The following is a 17847-nucleotide window of genomic DNA, read 5'->3' on the forward strand; positions in this document are numbered from 1 at the left end:
CGCCGGACCATTATGGCAGGCGCGCGACACTTCAGTTCTGCAAGGGCGACCACGCCGGATCCGACGCGCCATCGGGGGTGCGGACCGGTTTCAGGTTGCGCCCCGATACATCCACCGAATAGAGCAGCGCCCGGCCACTGGCCCCTTGGGTTTCACGGGTAAACATGATCACCCGGCCATTCGGGGACCAGGTCGGCCCCTCATCTAGGAAGGAGGCCGTCAGCAGGCGTTCCTCGCTGCCATCGGTCCGCATCACGCCGATATGGAACCGGCCCTTGTTCTGCTTGGTAAAGGCGATCATGTCACCGCGCGGCGACCACACCGGAGTGCCGTAGCGCCCCGCGCCAAAACTGATCCGCCGGGCCTCGCCGCCGGTTGCCGCCATCACATAGAGCTGCGGCGCGCCGGAACGGTCGCTTTCAAAGACGATCTGGCTGCCATCGGGGGAAAACGACGGGGCGGTTTCGATCGACGGCGCACTGGTCAGCCGGGTCCGGGTGCCGGTGTCGATATCCATGGTGAAGATATCGGTATTGCCGCCCTGCGACTGCGAGTAGACCACGGTGCGCCCATCCGGCGCAAAGCGCGGCGCAAAGCTCATGATGCCATTGTCCGCCGACAGCACCCGACGCTGCACGCTGCCCACATCCAGCACATGGATCTGCGGAAAGCCGCTCTCGTAGCTGGTGTAGAGCACCCGGTCGCCGGTGGGTGAGAACCGCGGCGCCAGCACGATGGAGGCGCTGTTGGTCAGATATTGCACATTGGCGCCATCGTAATCCATCACCGCCAGCCGCTTGCGCCGGTCGTCCTTTGGCCCGCTTTCGGAAACAAACACCACCCGGCTGTCGAAATACCCGCTTTCGCCGGTGATGCGGCTGTAGATCACATCCGCCACCTTATGGGCCATGCGCCGCCAGCCGTCGGTGGTGCCGGAAAACTGCAGACCGGTGCCCAGCTCCTTTTCGGCAAAGACGTCATAGCCCCGGAACCGCACCGTCAGCCGGTTGCCGTTCACGCTGAGGGCGCCGGTGATCAGCGCCTGTGCATTCACCGCTTTCCAGTCGGCATAGCCGATCGCCGCATCGAAATCGGTGACCTTGGCAATATGGGCCGAGGCCGGGACTTCACGAAACAGGCCGGTGCCGCTCAGATCCGCGGCAATCACCCGCGAAATCTCACGCGCCAGTTCGGCGGCGGCAGGGGTTTCCGGCACAAAGCCGGGCACCGCATAGGGCAAGGGTTCGATCACCCCGTCGGTGATTTCGATCCTCAGCGGGCCATCCTGTGCCTGCGCAGGCAAAACCGGTGCCATCACCGCCGCCCCCAGCAGGGTCGCGCCCATCACGAGCGTTGCCAGATATGTCCTCATTTGATCCGCATCCTTTCGGGATTGAAGGTCATTTCGATATTACGCCATTGCGCATATTTGTCAGACGGAAGTTGGAAACCACGCGCACCGCAGCGCAGAATCGCCCGCCGCGCCGCGCCAAAGGCCTGATTGGCCGCAGCCCCCGATCCGCCGGTGCTGGAGAGCATCCGAATACTGCCCTCCTCGGGCCGACCGTCCGGTGTCAGCGCGACCGAGACCACCACGGTGCTGCGCAGCGCCTCCGATGACAGCGAGCCGACGTTCCAGCATTGCTGCACGGCCACCCGCAGCGCATCCTTTTCGCCACTGGTCAGCGGCGGGCCCGAGGGTTCCGGCGCTGCCACCTCACCACCACCGGCCAGGGCAGCGGCCAGCGCATCCTCCACCGCATCAGAGCGATCCGGCACGGGGTCAGGCTCGACCGGCTCAGTCGTGGCAGGTTCCGGTTCGGGCTGTGCGACTGGCTCCGGCCGCGTCGGCTGCGCTGGCCGGGTCCGGGGCCGCAGTGACTGCGCAGGTGCAGCGCTGGCCACCTGTTCGGTCTGCGCCTCGACCTCCTCGGTCACGATCCGGTCGTTGGCCGCCGCCTCTGCCGTGGCCTGCTGGGACTCCTGGGCAGGCTCGGAACCAACCTCATCGGAGACCTCTGGCTGGGCCACATCATCAATCCGGGTGTCCGGCTCCGGTGGTGCCACCGGGGTCGGGGCGACGCGGTCCAACGGGCGCAGCTGCGGGCGCTCGGCCAGCTGCGGTGTCACCGTGGTCGTGTCCGGCACGTCGGGCGGCGCGGGCGCGGCCACCGGCGGTGTCGGCTCAACCGGCTGCGGCTCAGGGCGCTCGGCCAGTTCGGTGTCAGGCTCGGGCGGGGTCACCGGCTCAGGCTGGCTGATCTGCGGTTCGGGCTCCGGCGCCGGCGGTGGCGTGACCTGCGGTGCGGGTTCCGGCTCGGGCTGGGTCAGATCGCCGGCGGTATCGGCCACCACTGGCGCGGCGCGCTGCTGGCTCAGCCGGGCGAATTCCTCGGTCGAGATGATCGACACATCCTGCACCGCCATCGGCAGCGGCTCGGACGGGAACCAGGCGCCGAAAACGACCCAGCCCGCCAGCAGCGCATGGCCTGCAACAGAGATCTTGGTTCCGGTCTGCACACCCGTGCCCCGCCTATTGCCCGCTGTCTTCGACAGCCCGCCCATCAAGGGTTGGACCACCCACATCGGTCACCAGACCAACGCTGGAAAACCCACCGGCATTCAGCGCCCCCATCACCTGCATCACCGCCTCATAGGGGATAGCCCCATCCGCACGCAGGAACACCTGATCGGAGGTCCGCTCCGCCGCGATGGCGCGCAGTTTGGCGATCAGCTCATCCGGGGCCACGGCAGTGGTCTGGATCTGGATCTCGCCGCTGGCGGTCATGGTCACGGTCAGCGGCTCTTCCTCATCGCCGGGCAGCGCGCCTGCGGCGGTCTTTGGCAGCTCCACCGGAACGCCCACCGTCATCAGCGGGGCCGCCACCATAAAGATGATCAGCAGCACCAGCATCACATCGACAAAGGGCGTGACGTTGATTTCCGCCATCGGCCGCGCACGGCTGCGCCGCCGTCCCCGGCGGCGCCCGTTGGCGGCATTGGGTTGAACCGAGGCGCCCATGGATCAGGAATCCAGCTGGCGGCTGAGGATGGTGGAAAACTCATCGGCAAAGGCTTCGTAGCTGCCGATGATCCGGTCGCTGTCCGCGCTCAGCTTGTTGTAGAAAATCACCGCAGGAATCGCAGCCAGCAGCCCCAGACCCGTCGCCATCAGCGCCTCGGCAATGCCCGGCGCCACAACGGCGAGGTTGGTGTTCTGCTGTTCCGCAATCTCGATAAAGGCAGTCATGATGCCCCAGACGGTGCCGAACAGCCCGACAAACGGTGCGGTGGACCCAACAGTGGCCAGGATCGACAGACCACTCTGCACATGTTCGCTTTCCTTGGCGATCGCCACATCCATCGACCGCTCGATCCGTGCCTGCGCACCCGCAATCAGCGCCCCGTCGGTGCGATGACTGCGCCGCCATTCGGTCATCCCGGCGGCAAAGATCCGCTGCGACTGCCCCTTGGGCTGCGGGCCGATCTGGTCAAACAGACCATCCAGCGGCTCACCGGACCAGAAGGCACGGTCGAACTCCGCCGCCTCCCGACGGGCCAGACGATAGTTGATCAGTTTCTGCAGGATGATCGCCCAGGACCAAACGGAGGCGACAACCAGCATCAGCATCACCAATTTGACCGTCAGGGTCGCCCGCGCGAATAGCCCCCACATGGAGAAATCAATCTCCTGCGCCAACGCCAGAGTTTCTGCTTCCATGGACCTGCTCTATGTTTTTGGCCGTTTTCCAGCCGTTTTCCGGCTTTCATTTGGCAAAAGGCTATCGCAGTTCAAGGTCAAAAGCCAATGAAACAGCCGTGACAGCAGGAATTGTTACAGCAATGCGCGAATCTCTGCCGGCAGGCGGATCGGCGCGCCGGTCCCGGCATTGACGCAAACCACCGTAACGATGGCGCGAAACAGCTCCGTCTCGCCGCGAAACACCCGCTGCGACATGGTGAGCCGCGCAGGGGTGACCTTCTGCACCTCGGTCTCGATCCGCAGCTCTTCGTCGAATTTGGCAGGGGCGAGGTAATCCGCCTCAATCCGGCGCACCACCCAGATCAGCCCCGCCTCGCGCATGGCGTTCTGATCATTGCCAAGGTTGCGCACCCAGTCGCTGCGCGCCCGTTCGATAAACCGCAGGTAATTGGCGTGATAGACAATCCCGCCCATATCGGTGTCTTCGTAATATACCCGAACCGGAAAGCGATGGATCATTCTGCCGGGCCTCCTGCCCCGTTTTGCGCTGGCGCGCGGCTCAGTGGCTGGCCTGACCAGAGGCGTCGGCCGAGGGCTCAATCGGTGCCTGCAGCCGGGCAAAGAGCCGCAGCGCATGGGCGCTGTCGGATGCCGCAAGCGGCATCATCCGATCATAGGCCGCCGCAATCACCCCGGCGATATCCGGGCGCAGAATGGTGGCGCCCGTCTCCGGCAGCACCGCCAGCGGCGAGGTCTTGGCAAAAGCGCTGTCGCCCCACATCAGGATCGCCTGCACCGCCTGCGTCAGGGCGAGCGTTTCGGCAGGCAGCTTTGCCATCGCGCCGCCCATGCGCAGAAAAACGAAACAGGCCTGAATGGCCCCCTGATCGTCAAAGCGGAAGGCGCGGTACTGGCTGGCATCCGCCGCCTTCAGCCGCTCAAGCAGCGGATCAAGCCCCGGGATCAGACGGTCCAGATCCGGCACCCCCATCAGCTCGTCCCAGTCGCGAAAGAAAAACACCATGAGGTTGGAGCCCAGCTCGGGATCGGTCTCCGCCATCTGATGCCCGGCAAGGGTCACCACCGCCTCGATCGCGCCCTTGACGGTCGCCAGCGTGCTGTCCTCCACGCCAAAGACGATCGGCGCAATCGGCCGCCCCCAACGGGCAAAGGCATAAGAGCCATCGGCACGGGTAAACAGGGCTTCGATCTCGGCTGGGGTCATCATGCGGCTCTCTAGTCGGACTGCGGTCTTGAATGGGCTTAATGCCCGCTCACGGGATCAACGGCAAGGGTTGCGACCGGGTATCACTGTGCATCTTCTGGCCCACAATATCCCCGCCGGAGGCAGCGCCGCGTCTGGCGCGGCGCTTCATTCAGGCCTTGTCACTTAGGTCAGCAGGCGTGACCAAATGTTTCGCACGCGAAACATACGCTAAAATTGAGTCCAATTCTTCAAACCCATTTTAACACTTTCAGACTGTTTTGACGCCAATCCGCGACAGGACTGACGCGCCTGCGCGGCAGATGAGCCGCTATAGCAACAGGTCGCCCTGCCCCCGTGGCGGCGTCAGCCCAAGGTGGGTCCAGGCCTTATGCGCCAGCATCCGGCCCCGCGGCGTGCGCTGGATCAGACCCTGCTGCAACAGATAGGGCTCGATCACCTCCTCCAGCGCATCACGGCTTTCGCTCAGGGCCGCCGACATGGTCTCGATCCCGACCGGACCACCGCCATAATTCTCGGCAATCATCCGCAGATAGCGGCGATCGGCGCCATCCAGACCCAGCTGATCCACCCCCAGGCGCGTCAGCGCGCCATCGGCCAGATCCCGGGTGATGGTGCCATCGCCCTCGACAACCGCGAAGTCCACGACGCGGCGCAGGAGCCGGCCGGCGATCCTGGGGGTGCCGCGGGCGCGCCGCGCGATCTCACGGGCGCCGTCGTCATCTGCGGGGGCGCCCAGCTTGCGGGCGTTGCGGCTGACGATCTCAAAGAGCTCGTCGATGGTGTAGAATTGCAACCGGGTTGGAATGCCAAACCGGTCCCTGAGTGGCGTGGTCAACAGGCCCATGCGGGTGGTGGCGCCAACCAGGGTAAAGGGCTGAAGCTCAATACGCACGGTGCGCGCCGCCGGGCCTTCGCCGATCACCAGATCCAGCTCGAAATCCTCCATCGCGGGGTAGAGCACCTCCTCCACCGCCGGGTTCAGCCGGTGGATTTCGTCGATGAACAGCACGTCGCGGGATTCCAGATTGGTCAGGATCGCTGCCAGATCCCCCGCCTTGGCCAGAACCGGCCCGGAGGTCATGCGGAAGTTGACGCCCAGTTCGCGGGCGACGATCTGCGCCAGGGTGGTCTTGCCCAAACCGGGGGGGCCATGGAACAGCGTATGGTCCATCGCCTCGCCGCGGCGGCGCGCACTTTCGATAAACACACGCAGATTGGCGCGGGCTTCGGCCTGACCGATGAATTCGCCCAGCCCCTGCGGGCGCAGGGCGCGGTCGTTTTCGGCGGCGCTGTCTTCGGGCAGGGGCGCGGGACGCAGGGTGGGATCGGCGTCAATCATTCTGATGACTCCAATCTGGTTTCTTGAAACCCTACTCCGGTCGGCAGGCCGGACAATGCCCGTCCACCCGCAGACGGGCACTGTCCTATTTTTTTCAATACGCTCACACCATCACCCTTTCGGTGCCAGCAGCCGCAGGGCGGCGCGGATCAGCTCGGCCTCATTGGCGTCTGGATAGGTGGCGGCCGCCTCGGCCACGGCGGCGGCGGCATCGGAGGGACCATAGCCCAGATTGCCAAGCGCAGAGAGCGCCCCCGCAGAAGCAGCTGCGGCACCGGAGGGGGCCTTGGGTGGCGCTTTGCGTAGTTTCCTGGCCGTGCTCACCGGCTCGGCGGGTTCGACCACATCCAGCCCCGGCCCATCCATGGCGTCGACGACGGTGCCACCCATCGCCATGACACCCGGCGCCTTGTCTTTGAGATCCAGCACAATGCGCTGCGCGGTCTTGGGGCCGACCCCTTTGGCGGCCTTCACCGCCGCCCAATCCCCCAGCGCGATCGCGCGGCTGACCCCATCGGGGCCAAGCGCGCCGAGAATGGCCAGCGAGACTTTCGCCCCCACCCCCTGCACCGAGGTCAGCAGGCGATGCCATTCCTTTTCAACCAGCGAAGGGAAGCCATAGAGCTGCATCAGGTCCTCACGCACCACCATATCGGTATAGAGCGCGACCGCCTCGCCGACGCCCGGCAGCGCGGCCATGGTGCGGTCGGAGCAATAGACGATATAGCCGACGCCGCGCACATCAATCAGCACGTGATCGCTGCTGCGGTACTCCAGACGCCCGGTGAGTTTTCCGATCACGCGCGCTTCTCCTTCAGCTGGCGTTGTTGCGTGCCCCCATAAAACGCATGACAGATGGCAATGGCCAGAGCATCCGCTGCATCGGCATTCTTGGGCAGGCAGCCGGGCAGTTGCAGTTTCACCATATGCAGGATCTGTTCCTTGGCCGCATGACCCACGCCGACCACGGTTTTCTTCACCCGGTTGGGGGCATATTCACCCACCGGAAGACCGGCCTGCGCCAGCGTCATCAGGGCGACGCCCCGCGCCTGCCCCAGTTTCAGCGTGCCGGCACCATCCTTGTTCACGAAGGTCTGTTCGATGGCGGCCTGATCGGGGCGGTAGGCCGCGATCACCTCGATGACCTGATTGTGGAGCGACAGCAGCCGTTCGCCCAGATCATCGCCATCGGAGGTGCAGACGCCGTTGGCGATATGGCTGAGACGAGTGCCGCGTGATTCGATCACCCCCCAACCGAGGTTTCGCAACCCCGGATCAATGCCCAATATTCGCATGTCTGCCCTATCCCTGCCCGGTGTGGAGGTCTGATTTTGCTCAGGATTAGCACAAAAGGCGAACATGTCCAATTGCTTTACAGGCCTGTGCGATGTGCCCTGCGGGGATGCCGCGCGGCACCTGTGGCGCAAAAACACGTGAATCCTGTTCCGAAAACGACCCTCTCCGGCGGGGAAACCGACATTCCTTTCCAAGAGGTAAAAACTCGGCCTTTTCCCTTGTTTTTATGGATCATAAGCCATGCAAAAAGCGCATATGACACATGCAATTTCAGCGATTGTCAGCCGTCATGCAGATGACTAAGTGCCGTCCATCGCCACAGGGCGAAGAGTTCAATTCAACCTCCGAAAGGACGAGGACATGGCTGCATTTGACACCACCCGCACCACCTATGGCACCAGCAGCCTGTTTGGCCGCTTCAGCGCCATGATCACCGGCCTTCTGGGCGCGGCTATCGACTGGAACGACGCGCGCGCCACCCGCCAGACCCTGGGTCAGCTGAGCGACCGCGAACTGGCCGATATCGGCCTGTCCCGCGCGGATATCGATCGCGTTGCCGAGGGCAAGCCGGTCTTCTGAGGTTGGCACCTCGGTCTGGATCATCCAGAGCCTATCATCCGAGAGACATGAAAAACGCCGCCTCCTGATGGAGTGCGGCGTTTTCTGGTTGCTTTGGTCTGCACGTCGATGCCGAGGCGTAACCCTGCTGCGTCGGACATGACCGCGCGGCCGGATTGTGTCGGATGCCCCCCAGCGCCCGACACATGGCCCGCCAGCCTGTCCCTCTACCGCAGCACAGGTCCGATCTTCTCGGCCAGGAACTGTGACACTGGATCCCGCTGCATGACAAATGCACCGGCTTTTTCCAGCCCCGTTCCCGCCCGCAGCTGGTCGACACGATAGTCGTAGCTGCCAAATCCCAGCGCTGCCATCAAGAAGCCCTTGAACAGCAGAAACGCCGCGACAAACAGGATCAATGATCGGCCGGAGATCCGCGACTGCACCCGTCGCGGCGCCACCACGATCAACCCATCCGCGCGCACTTTGGCAGTATAGCCGCGCGCCATGGCCCCGTGTTTGCGTTCCAGCCGGTCAAGCCGAGCATAGAAATTGTTACTGTGTTCACCCATAACCAAAACCCTGCAATGGCTCCCACCATCCACATATTAATGTTTAGGTAGGGAATGGGACCATTTTGGGGCGGGTCATTAAAATGCTCAACAAACTTGAACGATTCAGCCCTTTTTCTGCAAAAGCAGCGTCGTCCAGTCACCAATCTCGGTGCGTTCCACAAGATTGATGCCGTTCTGTGCATAAACGCCCTGCACCTCATCGGCCTGTTCGTTCAGCAAACCGGAGAGAATCGCATAGCCACCGTCGCGCAGATGGCCGGCCACATCCGGGGCCAATGCAACCAGAGGGCCTTTCAGGATATTGGCGAAGATGAGATCGTAAGGGGCCGCCTCGGCCAGTGCCGGGGCGTCGAAACCGGCGGCTTCAAGACATTGCACACGGCCTTCCATGTCATTGGCCTTCAGATTGGCCTCGGCAACGTCCACGGCGACCTGATCAATGTCGCTGGCCAGGATCTGCCCATCCCAGACGCGCGCCGCAGCCATCGCCAGCACCGCCGTGCCACAGCCGATATCGGCGACTTTCCCGGCGACGAAGCCGTCGTCGATCAGCTTGTCCAGCGCCTTCAGGCAGCCAAGGGTGGTGCCGTGATGGCCAGTGCCAAAGGCCATCGCCGCCTCAATCAGAAGCGGAATGCGATCAGCGGGCAGCTTGTCGGTATCATGGCTGCCGTAGACGAAGAAACGGCCCGCTTCCACCGGCGCCAGTTCGCGCCGCACATGGGCGACCCAATCGGTCTCGGGCAGTTCAGAGATCACAAAAGGCTGGGCATCGAACATGGTCGCCAGCAGCGCCAGACCAGCCTCATCCGGGGTCTCGGTGAAATAGCCGCCGACCTCCCACAGGCCGGAGCCGTCCTCAACCTCGAACACGCCCAGACCGGTGGGTTCCGGGATCAGGCGCTCCATCGCCTCGCCAAGCGCTTCGGCGGGGGCTTTTCCAGTCAGGGTGGTGAGGGCGGTGAAGGTGGGCATGGCGGTCTCCGGGCAATGGTTGCACAGCGCCTAGGCCCGTCGGCGGCGCAGGTCAAGAGCCGTGACCCTGCCCGCCCCGCTTTGGGACCGGGGCGCGGGCCGCGCGTATCATTCTGCCGGGGCGGTGCCCTGCCACTTGGCAAAGATCGTCTCATTGCCGGGTTCGGGATGGCGCGGGATCAGCAGCGACAGCATCAGCGAGATCATCGCCATCCCAGCCGCCAGCGCAAAGACCGCAGCAGGAGACACCACCCATAGCAACCCCAGCGTCACCGGCAGCACCACCGCGGCGATATGGTTGATGGTAAAGGCCACCGCAGCGGTCGGCGCAATATCTGACGGGTCGGCGATCTTCTGGAAATAGGTCTTCAGCGCCAGCCCAAACAGGATATGGTCTAAAACGTAAAGCACCCCCGCCAGAACCACGCCCCAGCTGAACCAGTAGAGCCCGCCATAGGCGGCAAAGACCAGCGCCAGCCCGGTGTATTCAAAAATCAGCGTGCGGCGCTCGCCGAAGCGGGCGACAGCGCGCCCCAGCAGCGGTGCCGCAATCATATTGACCACCAGGTTGATCAGATAGAGGCTGGTCAGCTCATGCACGGCAAAGCCGAATTTCTCCACCATCATGAAGCCGGCAAAAACCACAAAGATCTGCCGCCGCGCCCCGGCCATGAACTGCAACGCATAGTAGAGCCAGTAGCGGCGGCGCAGGATCAGGCGTTTGGTCTGCGGATGCGGCGCGTCGAACTGCGGATAGGCCAGCAGGCAGAACAGCGCCATCGCGGTGGTGGTGCCCCCCGCCAGCAGGAAGACGATATTATAGGTCAGGCCCAGCGGCTCCCACAGCAGGGCAATCAGGCTGTAGACCACCAGCGTTGCCGCGGATCCCGCCGCCACCAGCCAGCCCAGGATCTGTGGCGCCCGCAGCTTGGGCAGCCATTGCAACTGTAGCGACTGATTCACCGTCTCATAGTAATGAAACCCGATCGAGCTGAGCAGCGTGATGGTCAGCAGCCCGCCAAGGCTGGGAAACCACGCCGTGACGGCGGTCGCCAGCCCCAGCATCATCAACGAGACCAGCCCCAGCACCTGTTCGCGCACAAAAAGGATCACTGCGATCACCCCGATGGCGAGAAACCCCGGAATCTCGCGCACCGTATGCAGCAGGCCGATGTCAGCCCCGTCGAAATTCGCGGCCTCGATCACAAAGTTGTTGAGCAGCGCGCTCCAGGTGTTGAAGGCAATCGGCATGGTCAGCGCCATCACAAACAGCAAGGTCGTGGGGCGGCGCCAGAGCGGCAGGGACGCCGCAGCTTCGGTGGGGACAGGTTTGAACATGCCCACGGCTCTACGCCGATCGGCTGCCGCTGGCGAGAAAAAAAGCCGCCCGCACATCTGATCTGCATCAATGCACGAGTGTATCGGAAATCATATTCACAAAGCGGAATTTTATAAAAGGTGGCTGCGGGTGGACGGATTTATCGGATTTGTCGAATGGGTTGGCGAACCCGGCGCGGCGGCCCTGCTCGGGGCTTTGACCGGTGGCATCTTTGGCGTGGCGGCGCAGCGCTCACGGTTCTGCCTGCGGGCCGCCACCGTGGAATTTGCCCGGGGCCGGATGGGAGACCGGGTAGCGGTCTGGCTGCTGACGTTTTCGACCGCGCTGGTCTGGGTGCAGGCCGGTCGGCTGCTGGGCTGGATCAATACCGATGAGGCGCGGATGATGGCGGTGCCGGGCAGCTGGTCCGGCGCCATCATCGGCGGGCTGACCTTTGGCATCGGCATGGTGCTGGCGCGGGGCTGTTCGGGTCGGCTGCTGGTGCTGGCCGCGAGCGGAAACCTGCGCTCGGTGGTGTCGGGGCTGATCTTTGCCGTGACCGCCCAGATGAGCCTTTCCGGGCATCTGGCGCCCCTGAGGGATTATCTAGCCGGGCTCTGGATCACCTCTGGCGGGCGCAATCTGGATCTGCTGACCGCAGCCGGTCTGCCGGAGTGGTCCGGGCTGGTCATCGGCCTGCTAACGGCACTCCTTGCGCTGGGTTTGTCCGCACAGAACCGCATCGGCGCGGGTCGGCTGATCTTTGCCTCTGGCGTCGGCTTTGCGGTGGCGCTTGGCTGGGCGCTGACCTCGGCGCTGGCACAGGTGGCCTTTGATCCGGTGCAGATCGAAAGCGCGACCTTCACCGGCCCCTCGGCACGGATGCTGATGTTTTTCCTCGATCGCGCCTCGGTTCTGGAGTTCGATATCGGGCTGGTTGCAGGGGTCTTTGGCGGCGCGATGCTGGCGGCTGCCGTTGGTGGAGAGATGCGCCTGCAGGCGTTTGACGACGCTGCCACGATGCGCCGGGCGATGATTGGCGCGGCCCTAATGGGCTTTGGCGGCATGTTGGCGGGTGGCTGCGCCATCGGTGCGGGTGTCACCGGCGGATCGATCTTTGCGGGCACCGCCTGGCTTGCGCTGTTTTCCATGTGGGTCGGGGCGGTGCTGACCGATGTGCTGACCGATCAGCGGCGGATGTCGGCGCTGGCCTGACCACATGCGAGGCGCTGCCTCGCGCTCCGGGATATTTGACGCCAGAAGATGACAAGCCGCAGATATCTTCTGGCCGGAAATATCCCGGGGGAGGCCGCAGGCCGGGGGCAGCGCCCCCATCGGATTCCTCAGAAGAAATTCTGCGGGTCGATATCGACGGAGAGACGCAGATCCGCCTTGAGACGTATCGGACCAATCCAGCGGGCGATTGCATCCTGTAGCAGCGTCCCCTTGTCGGCCTTCACAAGCAGGCGCACCCGGTGGCGGCCACGGATCCGCGCTATGGGCGCCGGTGCCGGACCAAAAACCTGCGCGCCGATCTGGCGCAGTGGCATGTCATTGCGCGCCAGTGTCAGGCCAAGATCCATCACCGCAGGCAGATCCGGCCCCGACAGGATGATGCCCGCCATCCGCCCATAAGGCGGTACGCCTGCGGCGTGACGTTCGGCGGCTTCGGCCTTCCAGAAAGCTTCCTCATCGCCGGAGAGGATCGCGCGGATGACCGGGTGTTCGGGCTGGAAGGTCTGCATCAGCGCCTCGCCCGGCCTGTCGGCGCGCCCGGCCCGCCCTGCGACCTGCCGCATCAGCTGGAACGTTCGCTCCGCCGCGCGCAGATCCGACCCTTGCAGGCCAAGATCCGCGTCAATCACGCCGACCAGTGTGAGCAGGGGAAAGTTATGCCCCTTGGCCACCAGTTGGGTGCCGAGGATGATATCGGCCTCCCCTGCGGCGATCTCCTCGATCCGTTGCTTCAGGGCGCGGGCGGAGGCAAAGAGATCGGAGGACAGGACCGCGATCCGGGCCTCTGGGAACAGCGCGGCGGTTTCTTCGCCCAGCCGCTCGATACCGGGGCCGACGGGGGCCATTTTGCCCTCGACCTGACAGGTCGGGCAGGCGTCCGGTACGGGTTTGGTCTCGCCGCATTGGTGGCACATCAGCCGCTTCATGAAACGGTGTTCAACCATGCGGGAATCGCAGTGGTCGCAGGTCACATGGCCGCCGCAGGCGCGGCAGATGGTGACCGGTGCAAAGCCACGGCGGTTGAGGAACAGGAGCGATTGTTCGCCGCGTTCCATGCGGGCTGTCATTGCCTGTTTCAGTGTTGGTGAGATCCAGGTCGAGGCGGGCAGTTTTTCCGCCCTCATGTCGATCGCGCGCATCTCTGGCAGCACCGAGGCGCCAAAACGAGAGGTGAGATCCAGACGGCTGTATTTGCCTGCCTCGGCATTGGCCCAGGTCTCCAGCGAGGGCGTGGCCGACGCGAGCACCACCTGCGCCGAACACATGGCCGCGCGCAGCACCGCCATGTCGCGGGCATTATAACAGACACCTTCGTCCTGTTTGTAAGAGGTGTCATGTTCCTCATCCACAATGATGAGGCCGAGGTTCTGATAGGGCAGAAACAGCGCCGAGCGCGCACCGATCACCAGCTGCGCCTTGCCCTGCCCGACCATGCGCCAGACCCGGCGACGTTCGGTCATCGTCGCGCCCGAGTGCCATTCGGCGGGCGTCGCACCAAAGCGCTGCTCGACCCGTTTCAGAAATTCTGCCGTCAGGGCGATTTCCGGCAAGAGCACCAGCGCCTGGCGCCCTGCGCGCAAGGTTGCGGCGACCGCCTCCAGATAAACCTCGGTCTTGCCGGAGCCGGTGACGCCCTTCAGCAGCGTGGTGCCGTAGCGGCCACTGGCGACCCCCTCGCCAAGTGTGGCGGCGGCGGCGGCCTGATCGTCGGTCAGGGTCTTGCCGGGCAGGTCCGGGTCGAGGCGCGGATAGGGCAGATCACGCGGCGCGTCCTCTTCGCGCAGGGCGCCCTGTTTCACCAGCCCCTTGACCACCGAGGTTGTGACCCCGGCAAGATCCGCGAGTTCCTTCGCCGTGAAGGCCAGGCCGCCGTATTCCGCCACCGCCGAGAGCACCCGTTCGCGGGCATCGGTCATGCGGTCGGGCATCTGGCCGGTGGGGCGCAGCACCTTGCGCATGGAAACGGGATCCGAGAGGCCCGGTGCGCGGGTCGCAAGCCGCAGCATCGCGGGCAGCGGCGTCAGCGTGTAATCGGCGGATTTCGCGAGGAATTGGCGCATTTCATCGCGCATCGGGGCCACATCCAGCACCCTGTTCACCGGGCGCAGCTTGGCCGAATCGAAATCGCCCGCCCCCGGCCCCCAGATCACCCCGAGCACACGGCGCGGGCCGAGCGGCACCTCGACATAGGCGCCGAGATGGCAGCCGCCCTCGGGCGCGCGATAGTCAAGGACGCGGTCCAGCGGCTGTGTCGTCAGGACGCCAACCCGGTCGCCTTGGTGAAAAAATGCCTGCTCCTGCACGCGTTTCTGCCTCTTCTGCCCATCCGCCGGGGCCGGGTGTTTCCCCGCCCTGCTGGTTCTGCCCCGGCCTTGGTGCCTGAGCCCGGGCCTGCTGCTCAGCTCGATCCGGGCGTTACGGGGGGTTTTTAAAGCCCGCCCCATCAGGTAAAGGCTAGCGCAATCAAGGCCAACCCATCCAGAGGACCCTAGCCGATGAAATTCTTCGTAGACACCGCTGAAATCGACGCCATTGCCGAGCTGAATGATCTGGGCATGGTGGATGGTGTGACCACCAACCCCTCGCTGATCAAGAAATCCGGTCGTGACATCATCGAAGTGACCAAGGAAATCTGTGATCTGGTCGATGGTCCGGTCTCTGCCGAGGTGACCGCAACAGATGCCGAGACCATGATCGCCGAAGGCCGCAAGCTGGTTGAGATCGCCGAAAACATCGCTGTGAAAGTGCCGCTGACCTGGGACGGTCTGAAGGCCTGCAAAACCCTGACCGACGATGGCCATATGGTGAATGTGACCCTGTGCTTCTCGGCCAATCAGGCGCTGCTGGCGGCCAAGGCTGGCGCGACCTTCATCTCGCCCTTCATCGGCCGTCTGGACGATATCAACCTCGATGGCATGGATCTGATCGCGGATATCCGCACCATCTATGACAACTACGGCTTTGAGACCGAGATCCTCGCGGCCTCCATCCGCAGCGCCAACCACGTGCTGGAAAGCGCGCGCATCGGCGCCGATGTGATCACCGCACCGCCCGCCGTGATCAAGGGCATGATCAACCATCCGCTGACTGACAAGGGTCTGGATGCCTTCCTCGCCGATATCAAGGCTGCGAACATCAAGATCCTGTAAGGCCGGGGACCGTCGATAGACGGCCACGACACGTTAGAGACAGCAAGGGGCGGCCTGACGGGCGGCCCCTTTTTCTTTGTGCCGCTGGCCTGTGCGGGCGATCGCAGGGCGACCGGTATCTGAGGCGTTCCATCGGCAGGGTTTTGCAAAGGGTGTCCAAAATTTTGCCACCCCTGGGTGAAACCCGTGTTATAACACCGGCAAAACCCATCAGAGGTCAAAAAGAGCAGAGCATGAGCACGACGGCAGAACTGGAAGACACCCTGCGCCAGGCGATCCTGGCCAAACCCGACGCCCTGTTGGAGGACCAAAGCGTGATGAGCGCGCTGGTCAGCGCCAATGAGCGCGCGATGGGGTCCAATATCGTGGACCTGCGCGGCATTGCAATGGAGCGGATGGAGGCCCGGCTGGACCGGCTGGAGGACACCCATCGGTCGGTGATTGCGGCGGCTTATGAGAACCTTGCCGGGACCAATCAGATCCACCGTGCCGTCCTGCGCCTGCTGGATCCGACGGATTTTGAAAGCTACCTCGGCAATCTTGGCGGTGAGCTGGCGGAAATCCTGCGGGTGGATTCGATCACCCTGGTGCTGGAATCGCCGCAGCCGGAACAGGATGCCGCCGTGCAGCGCATGGATCAGGTTCTGAAAGTGGTCGAGCCGGGGTTTGTCGAACAGTATATCAACCCGCAGCGGAGCGGGCCGGACCGTCAGGTCACGCTGCGCCAGATGCAATCCGGCAATCCCCGCACCCATGGGGCAAAGGCCGAGTTCATCCGCTCGGAGGCCTGTCTGAAACTGGAACTGGGCGCAGGCCGCCTGCCCGGCCTGCTGGTGCTGGGAGCCGAGGATCCGCACCAGTTCACCCCGCAGCATGGTACTGACCTGCTGGCGTTTTTTGCCGGCGTTTTTGAGCGCTCGATGCGCCACTGGCTGTCGTGACGCCAGCGGCCACAGTGCTGATCTCTCCGGCCTGCCGCGATGCGCTGGAACACTGGCTGGCCGGTCTGGCGGCGCTACAGGGGGCGGCGGCGAATACCATCACCGCCTATCGCGGCGATGTGGTCGAATTCCTCGCCTTCATGACACAGCATTTTGGTGGCCCGCAGGGGCTGGGGGCGCTGGCGGAGATTTCCACCGGCGACATGCGCGCCTGGATGGCGGCCACCCGCGCCACCGGGACCGGGGCACGGTCACTGGCGCGCAAGCTCTCGGCGGTCAAGAGTTTCTACACCTGGCTGGCTGAACGGCAGGGGTTTGAACCGACCGCCGTGCTGTCCGCCCGCAGTCCGAAATTCCAGAAGAAACTGCCCCGCCCGCTGGCGCAGGAGGCCGCCCGCGCGGTGATCGAGACCGTGGAACATCAATCCACCACCGATTGGGTCGCCGCCCGCGATGTGGCGGTGGTGACGCTGCTTTATGGCTGCGGGCTGCGGATTTCGGAGGCGCTGGGTCTGACAGGTGCAGACGCGCCGCTGCCTGCGGTGCTGCGGATCACCGGCAAGGGCGGCAAGGAGCGGATCGTGCCGGTATTGCCCGTGGCGCGGGATGCGGTGGATCGCTATCTGCGACTTTGCCCGCATCCGCAGGAGCGCGCGGGACCGCTGTTTCGCGGGGTACGCGGCGGCGCGCTGAACGCACGTATCATCCGCAGCGCCATGGCACAGGCCCGCGCGCAGCTGGGTCTGCCTGCCAGCGCCACGCCACATGCGCTGCGCCACAGCTTTGCCACCCATCTGCTGGAGGCCGGTGGCGATCTGCGTGCGATTCAGGAACTGCTGGGCCATGCCTCGCTGTCGACAACACAGGCCTATACGGCCGTGGATACGGCACATTTGATGGATGTCTACAACCGCGCCCACCCCAAAGCGTAAGACCTGCGCAAAAGGTGCATCTGCGTAAGCAGCCTTAACTCCGCGGTAACGGCCATGGGAGAAATTACTGGCGTCAAATCCAGAAGGATCCCCAGTGATGAGTATCGTATCCCAAAGCCATACCTCCGAAAGCGCACCGCTTGGCGCGCCGTATAATCCCGCAAACCGCAGTGCCGCCCATGCCACGACCTCCGATATCGGTGATGTGGATTTCAGCCAGTTCTATGAACAGCTGCTGGCGGATCTGGACAGCGATGGCGACCGCCAGATCTCCGATCAGGAATGGGCCGCCTACCGCGCCGGGAAAGCCGCCCGTGGCGAATATGTCGCCAGCCCCGGACCATCGGAGGCCAGTGCCTACCCGCAGCTGGTGGACAGCCGCAACCTGACCGAGACGCTGTTTCGCAAGGCGCTGATGGAAAACCCGGACCACGAGTGACGCCAATTGCGGTGCCGCGACAGCAGGACGCCAGCCAGCGATGGACGCCGAACCGATCCGTGGCAGCAGGTGGCACCGAGGACACCAAAGGCCTGAATTTCCGCCTATGGATGCAGCGTTTTCCCATTGACCACTTGCGAGATAACGGGAAATTCGCC

General features: G+C 64.1%; 19 protein-coding genes. 6 read left to right on the forward strand and 13 right to left on the reverse strand.

Annotation, left to right across the window (positions count from 1 at the left end):
• Nucleotides 1–31: 31 nt before the first annotated feature.
• The 9 genes from tolB to ruvC all read right to left on the reverse strand — a co-directional run bounded on the left by tolB (nt 32) and on the right by ruvC (nt 7565).
• Complete coding sequence (gene tolB, locus VXL81_RS03680; RefSeq protein WP_340544609.1) at nt 32–1372, reverse strand: Tol-Pal system beta propeller repeat protein TolB; 1341 nt, start codon at nt 1370–1372, stop codon at nt 32–34.
• Entirely contained in the window at nt 1369–2520 is a 1152-nt protein-coding gene (locus VXL81_RS03685) for an energy transducer TonB (protein ID WP_416552966.1), read from the reverse strand. Before VXL81_RS03685 ends, tolB begins: the two co-directional genes overlap by 4 nt.
• Nucleotides 2521–2533: 13 nt before the next feature.
• Nucleotides 2534–3022: a protein TolR gene (gene tolR, locus VXL81_RS03690; RefSeq protein WP_260114293.1), complete on the reverse strand. Its 489-nt coding sequence runs from the start codon at nt 3020–3022 to the stop codon at nt 2534–2536.
• A 3-nt stretch (nt 3023–3025) separates the two neighbouring features.
• Nucleotides 3026–3721, reverse strand: a complete 696-nt coding sequence (tolQ, locus tag VXL81_RS03695) for a protein TolQ (protein WP_027247939.1) — start codon at nt 3719–3721, stop codon at nt 3026–3028.
• A 114-nt stretch (nt 3722–3835) separates the two neighbouring features.
• Complete coding sequence (gene ybgC, locus VXL81_RS03700) at nt 3836–4222, reverse strand: tol-pal system-associated acyl-CoA thioesterase (protein WP_340544603.1); 387 nt, start codon at nt 4220–4222, stop codon at nt 3836–3838.
• 40 nt (nt 4223–4262) lie between these two features.
• Nucleotides 4263–4931: a hypothetical protein gene (locus VXL81_RS03705; protein WP_340544602.1), complete on the reverse strand. Its 669-nt coding sequence runs from the start codon at nt 4929–4931 to the stop codon at nt 4263–4265.
• 307 nt (nt 4932–5238) lie between these two features.
• Nucleotides 5239–6270, reverse strand: coding sequence for a Holliday junction branch migration DNA helicase RuvB (gene ruvB, locus VXL81_RS03710; protein ID WP_416540605.1), 1032 nt, complete (start codon nt 6268–6270; stop codon nt 5239–5241).
• 111 nt (nt 6271–6381) lie between these two features.
• Nucleotides 6382–7071, reverse strand: coding sequence for a Holliday junction branch migration protein RuvA (gene ruvA / locus VXL81_RS03715; RefSeq protein ID WP_416544223.1), 690 nt, complete (start codon nt 7069–7071; stop codon nt 6382–6384).
• Nucleotides 7068–7565 (reverse strand): crossover junction endodeoxyribonuclease RuvC, encoded by a 498-nt coding sequence (gene ruvC / locus VXL81_RS03720; RefSeq protein ID WP_340544597.1) that lies wholly within the window; start codon nt 7563–7565, stop codon nt 7068–7070. Before ruvC ends, ruvA begins: the two co-directional genes overlap by 4 nt.
• Nucleotides 7566–7926: 361 nt before the next feature.
• On the opposite strand from ruvC, the gene VXL81_RS03725 reads away from it, so the two are divergent.
• Nucleotides 7927–8145 (forward strand): DUF1127 domain-containing protein, encoded by a 219-nt coding sequence (locus VXL81_RS03725; protein ID WP_340544595.1) that lies wholly within the window; start codon nt 7927–7929, stop codon nt 8143–8145.
• Nucleotides 8146–8351: 206 nt separating this feature from the next.
• Here VXL81_RS03725 and VXL81_RS03730 read toward each other — a convergent pair whose 3' ends face one another.
• The 3 genes from VXL81_RS03730 to VXL81_RS03740 form a co-directional block, all read right to left on the reverse strand.
• Nucleotides 8352–8696, reverse strand: a complete 345-nt coding sequence (locus tag VXL81_RS03730) for a hypothetical protein (protein WP_260086218.1) — start codon at nt 8694–8696, stop codon at nt 8352–8354.
• Between the two features lie 105 nt (nt 8697–8801).
• A complete protein-coding gene (locus tag VXL81_RS03735) occupies nt 8802–9674 on the reverse strand; it encodes a 50S ribosomal protein L11 methyltransferase (RefSeq protein ID WP_416552968.1) in 873 nt (290 codons plus the stop codon).
• Between the two features lie 108 nt (nt 9675–9782).
• The gene (locus VXL81_RS03740) at nt 9783–11012 is read right to left on the reverse strand and encodes an MFS transporter (protein ID WP_416552970.1); all 1230 of its coding nucleotides are present in this window, start codon (nt 11010–11012) and stop codon (nt 9783–9785) included.
• Nucleotides 11013–11142: 130 nt separating this feature from the next.
• On the opposite strand from VXL81_RS03740, the gene VXL81_RS03745 reads away from it, so the two are divergent.
• Nucleotides 11143–12207: a YeeE/YedE family protein gene (locus VXL81_RS03745; RefSeq protein ID WP_416552972.1), complete on the forward strand. Its 1065-nt coding sequence runs from the start codon at nt 11143–11145 to the stop codon at nt 12205–12207.
• A gap of 128 nt (nt 12208–12335) precedes the next feature.
• On the opposite strand, the gene VXL81_RS03750 is transcribed toward VXL81_RS03745, so the two are convergent.
• A complete protein-coding gene (locus tag VXL81_RS03750; protein ID WP_416552974.1) occupies nt 12336–14531 on the reverse strand; it encodes a primosomal protein N' in 2196 nt (731 codons plus the stop codon).
• 192 nt (nt 14532–14723) lie between these two features.
• Between VXL81_RS03750 and fsa the strand changes: the two genes are divergently transcribed.
• The 4 genes from fsa to VXL81_RS03770 all read left to right on the forward strand — a co-directional run bounded on the left by fsa (nt 14724) and on the right by VXL81_RS03770 (nt 17689).
• Nucleotides 14724–15377 (forward strand): fructose-6-phosphate aldolase, encoded by a 654-nt coding sequence (gene fsa / locus VXL81_RS03755; RefSeq protein ID WP_072505527.1) that lies wholly within the window; start codon nt 14724–14726, stop codon nt 15375–15377.
• A gap of 233 nt (nt 15378–15610) precedes the next feature.
• A complete protein-coding gene (locus VXL81_RS03760) occupies nt 15611–16318 on the forward strand; it encodes a DUF484 family protein (RefSeq protein ID WP_340544586.1) in 708 nt (235 codons plus the stop codon).
• Entirely contained in the window at nt 16315–17250 is a 936-nt protein-coding gene (locus VXL81_RS03765) for a tyrosine recombinase XerC (RefSeq protein ID WP_416537307.1), read from the forward strand. Before VXL81_RS03760 ends, VXL81_RS03765 begins: the two co-directional genes overlap by 4 nt.
• A 97-nt stretch (nt 17251–17347) precedes the next feature.
• The gene (locus VXL81_RS03770; protein ID WP_416540611.1) at nt 17348–17689 is read left to right on the forward strand and encodes a hypothetical protein; all 342 of its coding nucleotides are present in this window, start codon (nt 17348–17350) and stop codon (nt 17687–17689) included.
• The last annotated feature ends 158 nt before the right edge of the window (nt 17690–17847 follow it).

This window comes from Phaeobacter sp. JH204B, from assembly GCF_048055755.1.
GTDB classification, from domain to species: Bacteria; Pseudomonadota; Alphaproteobacteria; order Rhodobacterales; family Rhodobacteraceae; genus Phaeobacter; species Phaeobacter bryozoorum.